Annotated in this window: 3 protein-coding genes; all 3 read right to left on the reverse strand. The window is 71.5% G+C overall.

Annotated elements, in window-relative coordinates:
* Positions 1 to 31: 31 nt before the first annotated feature.
* The gene (gene glgA, locus CCR87_RS01685) at positions 32 to 1,519 is read right to left on the reverse strand and encodes a glycogen synthase GlgA (protein WP_201155595.1); all 1,488 of its coding nucleotides are present in this window, start codon (positions 1,517 to 1,519) and stop codon (positions 32 to 34) included.
* A 238-nt stretch (positions 1,520 to 1,757) separates the two neighbouring features.
* Positions 1,758 to 3,038 carry a glucose-1-phosphate adenylyltransferase gene (gene glgC / locus CCR87_RS01690; protein ID WP_274609740.1) on the reverse strand — a complete coding sequence of 427 codons (1,281 nt, stop codon included), beginning with the start codon at positions 3,036 to 3,038 and terminating at the stop codon, positions 1,758 to 1,760.
* Positions 3,038 to 5,230: a 1,4-alpha-glucan branching protein GlgB gene (glgB, locus tag CCR87_RS01695; RefSeq protein ID WP_201155596.1), complete on the reverse strand. Its 2,193-nt coding sequence runs from the start codon at positions 5,228 to 5,230 to the stop codon at positions 3,038 to 3,040. The genes glgC and glgB overlap by 1 nt, the downstream gene beginning before the upstream one ends.
* Between the last annotated feature and the right edge of the window lie 138 nt (positions 5,231 to 5,368).

The raw sequence follows: 5,368 nt of genomic DNA on the forward strand, positions 1-5,368 counted from the left end.
GGGGGTACCTCGTGCGGGGCGGCGGCGGGGGTCATGCCCCGGCGGCCAGGTCATCATAAAGGGCGGCGTAGCGGGGCGCCGAGGCGTCCCAGCCCACGGGGCTGCGCATGGCGTTGCGCTGCAACCGGGCCCAGATGTCGGGCCGGGCGTGCAGATCGCACAGCCGCGCCAGCGCATGCGCCAGGGCGTGGGCATCGATGGGAAACACCTGCAACCCGGTGGCGACGCCCGCGCGCAGCGCCGCCTCGGAGGCGTGGATCACCGTATCGGCCAGCCCCCCGGTCATGCCCACCACCGGGATCGCGCCATACCGCAGGCCGTACATCTGCGTCAGGCCGCACGGCTCGAACCGTGACGGGACCAGCACCGCATCGGCGCCCGCGAACATCCGGTGGGCCAGGGTTTCGTCATAGCCGATGCGCACGGCCACCGACCGGTTGCGCCCGGCGACCGACAGCCACGCGTTTTCCAGCGCCCGCTCTCCGGTGCCCAGCAGCGCCAGGCGCCCGCCCCGCCCCGTCAGCGCCGGAAGCGCCTCCAGCAGCAGGTCCAGCCCCTTCTGTTCCGTCAGCCGCGACACCACGATGCACAGCGGGCCGGGGCCATCCTCCAGCCCGAAGGCCGACAGCAGGCGCGCACGGTTCGCGGCCTTGCCGCGCGCGGTGCGGAAGGGGCGGATATGGGGGTCGGTGGCGGGGTCCCAGACCTCGGTGTCCACACCGTTGAGGATCCCCGTCAGCACATCGGCGCGCGCCCGGATCACGCCATCCAGCCCCATGCCGAAATCCGGGCTGGTGAGTTCATGCGCATAGGTCGGGGACACGGTGGAGATCCGGTCCGCCCACACCAGCCCCGCCTTCAACGCGCTGACATGGCCGAAGAATTCGTAACCGCCGGGGTGGAAACCCGCCTCGGGCAGGCGCAGCGCGCCGCGCCGGGCCCCCGGCGCCAGCCCGTGGAAGGCGATGTTGTGCACCGTCATCAGCGTGCCCGCGCGCGCGCCCATCTCGCGCGCATAGACGGCCGCAAGGGCGGCCTGCCAGTCGTGCAGGTGCACGACCTCGGGCCTCCAGCCCTCCATCGCGCCGGCGGCGATGCGCGCGGCCATCCACGACAGCCCGGCAAAGCGCAGGTCGTTGTCGGCCCAGTCGCGCCCCTCGGCGTCCAGATACGGGGTGCCGGGGCGGTCGAACAGATGCGGCGCGTCCAGAACCAGAAGATCGAGTGCGCCCACCCGGGCCGCCAGCACCCGCGCCGGGCCGCCGTACAGATCGTCCTCGCGGGCGACGACATCGTACAGAGCGCCCTCGCGGGCGACGGCGTCGGGGCCGTCGGCCGTGGCGCCGGCCGGCCCGCCCTGCGCCAGCGCGCGCAGAACCGCCGGATACCCCGGCAGGAGCACCCGCACCCCCCAGCCGAGCGGCGCCAGCGCCGCCGGCAGGGCGCCGACCACATCCGCCAGCCCGCCGGTCTTGATCAGTGGCGCACATTCGGACGCGACCGCCAGCACAGCGCGCATCACCGCCCCCCCGGTCCGGCCGTCACCGGGGCGGCGATCCCGCACCCGGCCGTGACGGCCATCCTCGCTGCGGGCGCCTGCGCCCCGGCGCGGCCCGGCGCGCGCATCCCGCGCCAGACCCGCGGGCCGCGCGTTGCCATGTGCTGCGCCCGACAGCGCGCTGTCCGGGGCCGCCGCGGGGGCAAATCCGGCGCCGTGGCGTGCCTCGGGCGGCGCCCGGCCGCGCGCAGCCCCCGCATCACGCGCCCGCCCGCCGGTCCAGCATCGGCTGGGTGATCAGCGTCACACCACCGGGCGTCACGCGAAACCAGCGCGCGTCTTCCTCCGGGTCCTCGCCCACGACAAGACCGGCGGGCACGTTGACCCCACGGTCCACGACCACCCGACGCAGCCGCGCATGGCGCCCGATCTGCGCCTCCGGCAGGACCACCGCCTGTTCCAGCGCGGCATAGGAATTGGTGCGCACCCCGGTGAACAGCAACGACCGGCGCACCTCGGTGCCCGAGATGATGCAGCCCCCGCACACGAGACTGGAGACCGCGAGCCCGCGCCGGGCCTCCTCGTCGTGGATGAACTTGGCGGGCGGCACCGCCTCGGCATAGGTCCAGATCGGCCAGTTGGTGTCATAAAGGTCGAGTTCGGGATCAAAATCGGTCAGGTCGATGTTGGCCTGCCAGAACGCATCCAGCGTGCCCACGTCGCGCCAGTACGCCGGTGCATCGGGCCGTGCGCGCACGCAGCTGTCCTCGAACCGGTGCGCGACGGCCCGGCCCCCGCGCACCAGCGCCGGGATCAGGTCGCGCCCGAAATCGCGGTGCGACTGCGGATCGGCCGCGTCCTGCTGCAAAAGCCGGCGCAACAGCGGCCAGTCGAAGACATAGATCCCCATCGACGCCAGCGATTGCGCGGGGTCGTCCGGCAGGCCCGGTGGATCGGCGGGCTTCTCCATGAACTCGGTGATGCGCCCGGCGCCGTCCACGGCCATCACGCCAAACCCCGAGGCGTCCGCCCGCGGCACCGTCAGGCAGGCCACGGTGACATCCGCGCCGGCCTCGACGTGGTGGCGCAGCATCGCCTCGTAATCCATCTTGTAGACATGATCGCCCGCCAGGATCACCACATGATCCACGCCATAGCTGTCGATGATGTCGATATTCTGAAACACCGCGTCGGCGGTGCCCTGGTACCAGTGCACCTCGTCCACGCGCTGGCTGGCGGGCAGGATGTCGAGGTATTCGTTGCGCTCGGCGCGGAAGAAGTTCCAGCCGCGCTGGCAGTGGCGGATCAGGCTGTGCGCCTTGTACTGCGTGGCGATGGCCATCTTGCGGATGCCGGAGTTCAGCGCGTTCGACAGCGCGAAATCGATGATCCGCGCCTTGCCGCCGAAGTGCACCGCAGGCTTCGCGCGCCGGTCCGTCAGCTCATGCAGTCGCGAGCCGCGCCCGCCGGCCAGCACGAAGGCCATGGCCCGGCGCGACAACCGCTCGGGCACCCGGCCTGCGGACATCTGCCGGCCCATCATTCCCCCCCGTCATGCACGAAGAACACCGCCGACAGCGGCGGCAGCATCACCCGCGCCGACGCGGGCTGGCCGTTGTGCGCCTCGGCCATCGCGGTCACGCCCCCCATGTTGCCCCGATCCTGCCCACCGTAAATCCCCGCATCCGTGTTCAGCACCTCGCGCCAGCGTCCCGCGCGCGGCAGGCCCAGCCGCCAGTCGGGCCGCGCGACGGGGGTGAAGTTCACCGCCACCGCCACCGGCGGATCGTCGGGCCCGCCAAAGCGCGCCCAGGCCAGCACCGATTCCGCCGCCGCGTCGACCTCCAGCCAGGCAAAGCCCTCGGCCTCGGCGTCGCGGACGTGCAATGCGGGCACCCCCCGGTACAGCGTATTGAGATCGCGCACCAGCCGCGCCACGCCCGCATGCGGCGCCCGCGCGGCCGCGGCCCAATCAAGCTGCGCGCCGTGGTTCCATTCGGCGGGCTGCGCGAACTCCTGCCCCATGAACAGCAGCTTCTTGCCCGGGTGGCCCCACATGAAGCCATAGTAGGCCCGCAGATGCGCGAACTTCTCCGCTTCCCCGCCCGGCATCTTGCCCAGCATGGAGCCCTTGCCGTGCACCACCTCGTCATGGCTGATCGGCAGGATGAAATTCTCCGAGAACGCATAGACGAGGCCGAAGGTCATCTTGTCGTGGTGCCAGCGGCGGTGGATCGGCTCGGTCTGCATGTACCGCAGGGTATCGTTCATCCACCCCATGTTCCACTTGTAGCCAAAGCCCAGGCCGCCCGCATCGACGGGCTGCGAGACGCCGGGAAAGCTCGTGCTCTCCTCGGCGGCCGTCAGGATGCCGGGCACCGCGCCATAGACGGTGGTGTTGACCCGGCGCAGCAGCGCGATCGCCTCCAGGTTCTCGCGCCCGCCGTGGATGTTGGGCACCCACTCGCCGTCCTTGCGCGAATAATCGCGGTAGAGCATGGAGGCCACGGCATCCACCCGCAGCCCGTCGACGTGGAATTCCTCCAGCCAGTACAGCGCGTTGGAGGTCAGGAAATTCGCCACCTCCGCCCGGCCGAAGTTGTAGATCAGCGTGTTCCAGTCGGGGTGATACCCCTCGCGCGGGTCGGCGTGTTCATAAAGATGCGTGCCGTCGAACCGCCCCAGCCCGTGGTCGTCCACCGGAAAATGCCCCGGCACCCAGTCCAGGATCACGCCCAGGCCCGCCCGGTGCGCGGCGTCCACCAGGTCGCGGAACTCGTGCGGGGGGCCGTGGCGGATGGTGGGGGCAAACAGCCCCACCGGCTGATAGCCCCAGGAGCCGTCGAAGGGATGCTCGCTGATCGGCATCAGCTCCAGATGGGTGAACCCGAGGTCGGCGGCATAGGTAACCAGTTCTTCAGCAAGCTCCACATAGGACAGCGGACGGTTGCCCTCCGCCGCCCGCCGCCGCCAGGAGCCCAGATGCACCTCGTAGATCGACACCGGCGCGGTGCGCGCATTGCAGCCCGCGCGGGTCTCCATCCAGGCCGCGTCCTTCCAGCCGTAGCCGGTGATGTCGCGCACGATGGAGGCCGTCTCGGGCGGGTGCTGGGCGCCAAAGCCCACCGGATCGGCCTTCAGCGGCACGCGGCGTCCGTCCACGCCCAGAATCTCGTATTTGTAGGCCGCCCCCTCGCCCACCCCGGGCAGGAAGATCTCCCACACGCCGGTGGCCCCGCGCCGGCGCATCGGTGCACGCCGCCCGTCCCAGGCGTTGAAATCACCCACCACGCTGACACGGCGGGCATTGGGCGCCCAGACCGCGAAATGCGTGCCCGCCACCCCGTCATGCATCATCACATGCGCGCCCAGCGCCCGCCACAGCCGCCCGTGGGTGCCCTCGCCCAGCAGATATTCATCGATCTCGCCCAGAACGGGACCAAAGCGGAACGGATCGTCATAGCTCCAGTCGCCCCCCGCCCCGCGCCCGTGCAGGCGATACGCCGCACCCGGCGCCACCTCTCCGGCGAACAGTCCCGGATGACCGGGCACCGGTGCCAGGGCCAGGTCGTCAGCCCTCAACGAGTCGGCGTGGGGGTCAAAGGCGACCAGCCTGCCGGACACGCCGCGGTGATGCGGCCCCAGCACGGCAAACGGATCATCAAGCCGTCCCTCGGTCACGGCGGCGGCGTCGGCGGGGTCCAGCCACGGGGGCATCTGCGCATTGCTCATCCCCTGAACGTATCCCCCCACGCCCGAAACACAACCATGCGCGCGACCTGCGGGCAGGCCACGCACCCGCTGCGCCCGATCCGGCGGCGCCCCGCCCGGGCCGAGACGGGCCGGCGGGCGGGGCGCCGCCGGATCGGG

Source organism: Rhodobaculum claviforme, from assembly GCF_016653255.1.
GTDB lineage: Bacteria > Pseudomonadota > Alphaproteobacteria > Rhodobacterales > Rhodobacteraceae > Rhodobaculum > Rhodobaculum claviforme.

Bases quoted from the DNA above. Each gene is read 5' to 3' on its own strand.
- glgA (WP_201155595.1), bottom strand. From the start codon at position 1,519: ATGCGCGCTGTGCTGGCGGTCGCGTCCGAATGTGCGCCACTGATCAAG.
- glgB (WP_201155596.1), bottom strand. From the start codon at position 5,230: ATGAGCAATGCGCAGATGCCCCCGTGGCTGGACCCCGCCGACGCCGCC.
- glgC (WP_274609740.1), bottom strand. From the start codon at position 3,038: ATGGGCCGGCAGATGTCCGCAGGCCGGGTGCCCGAGCGGTTGTCGCGC.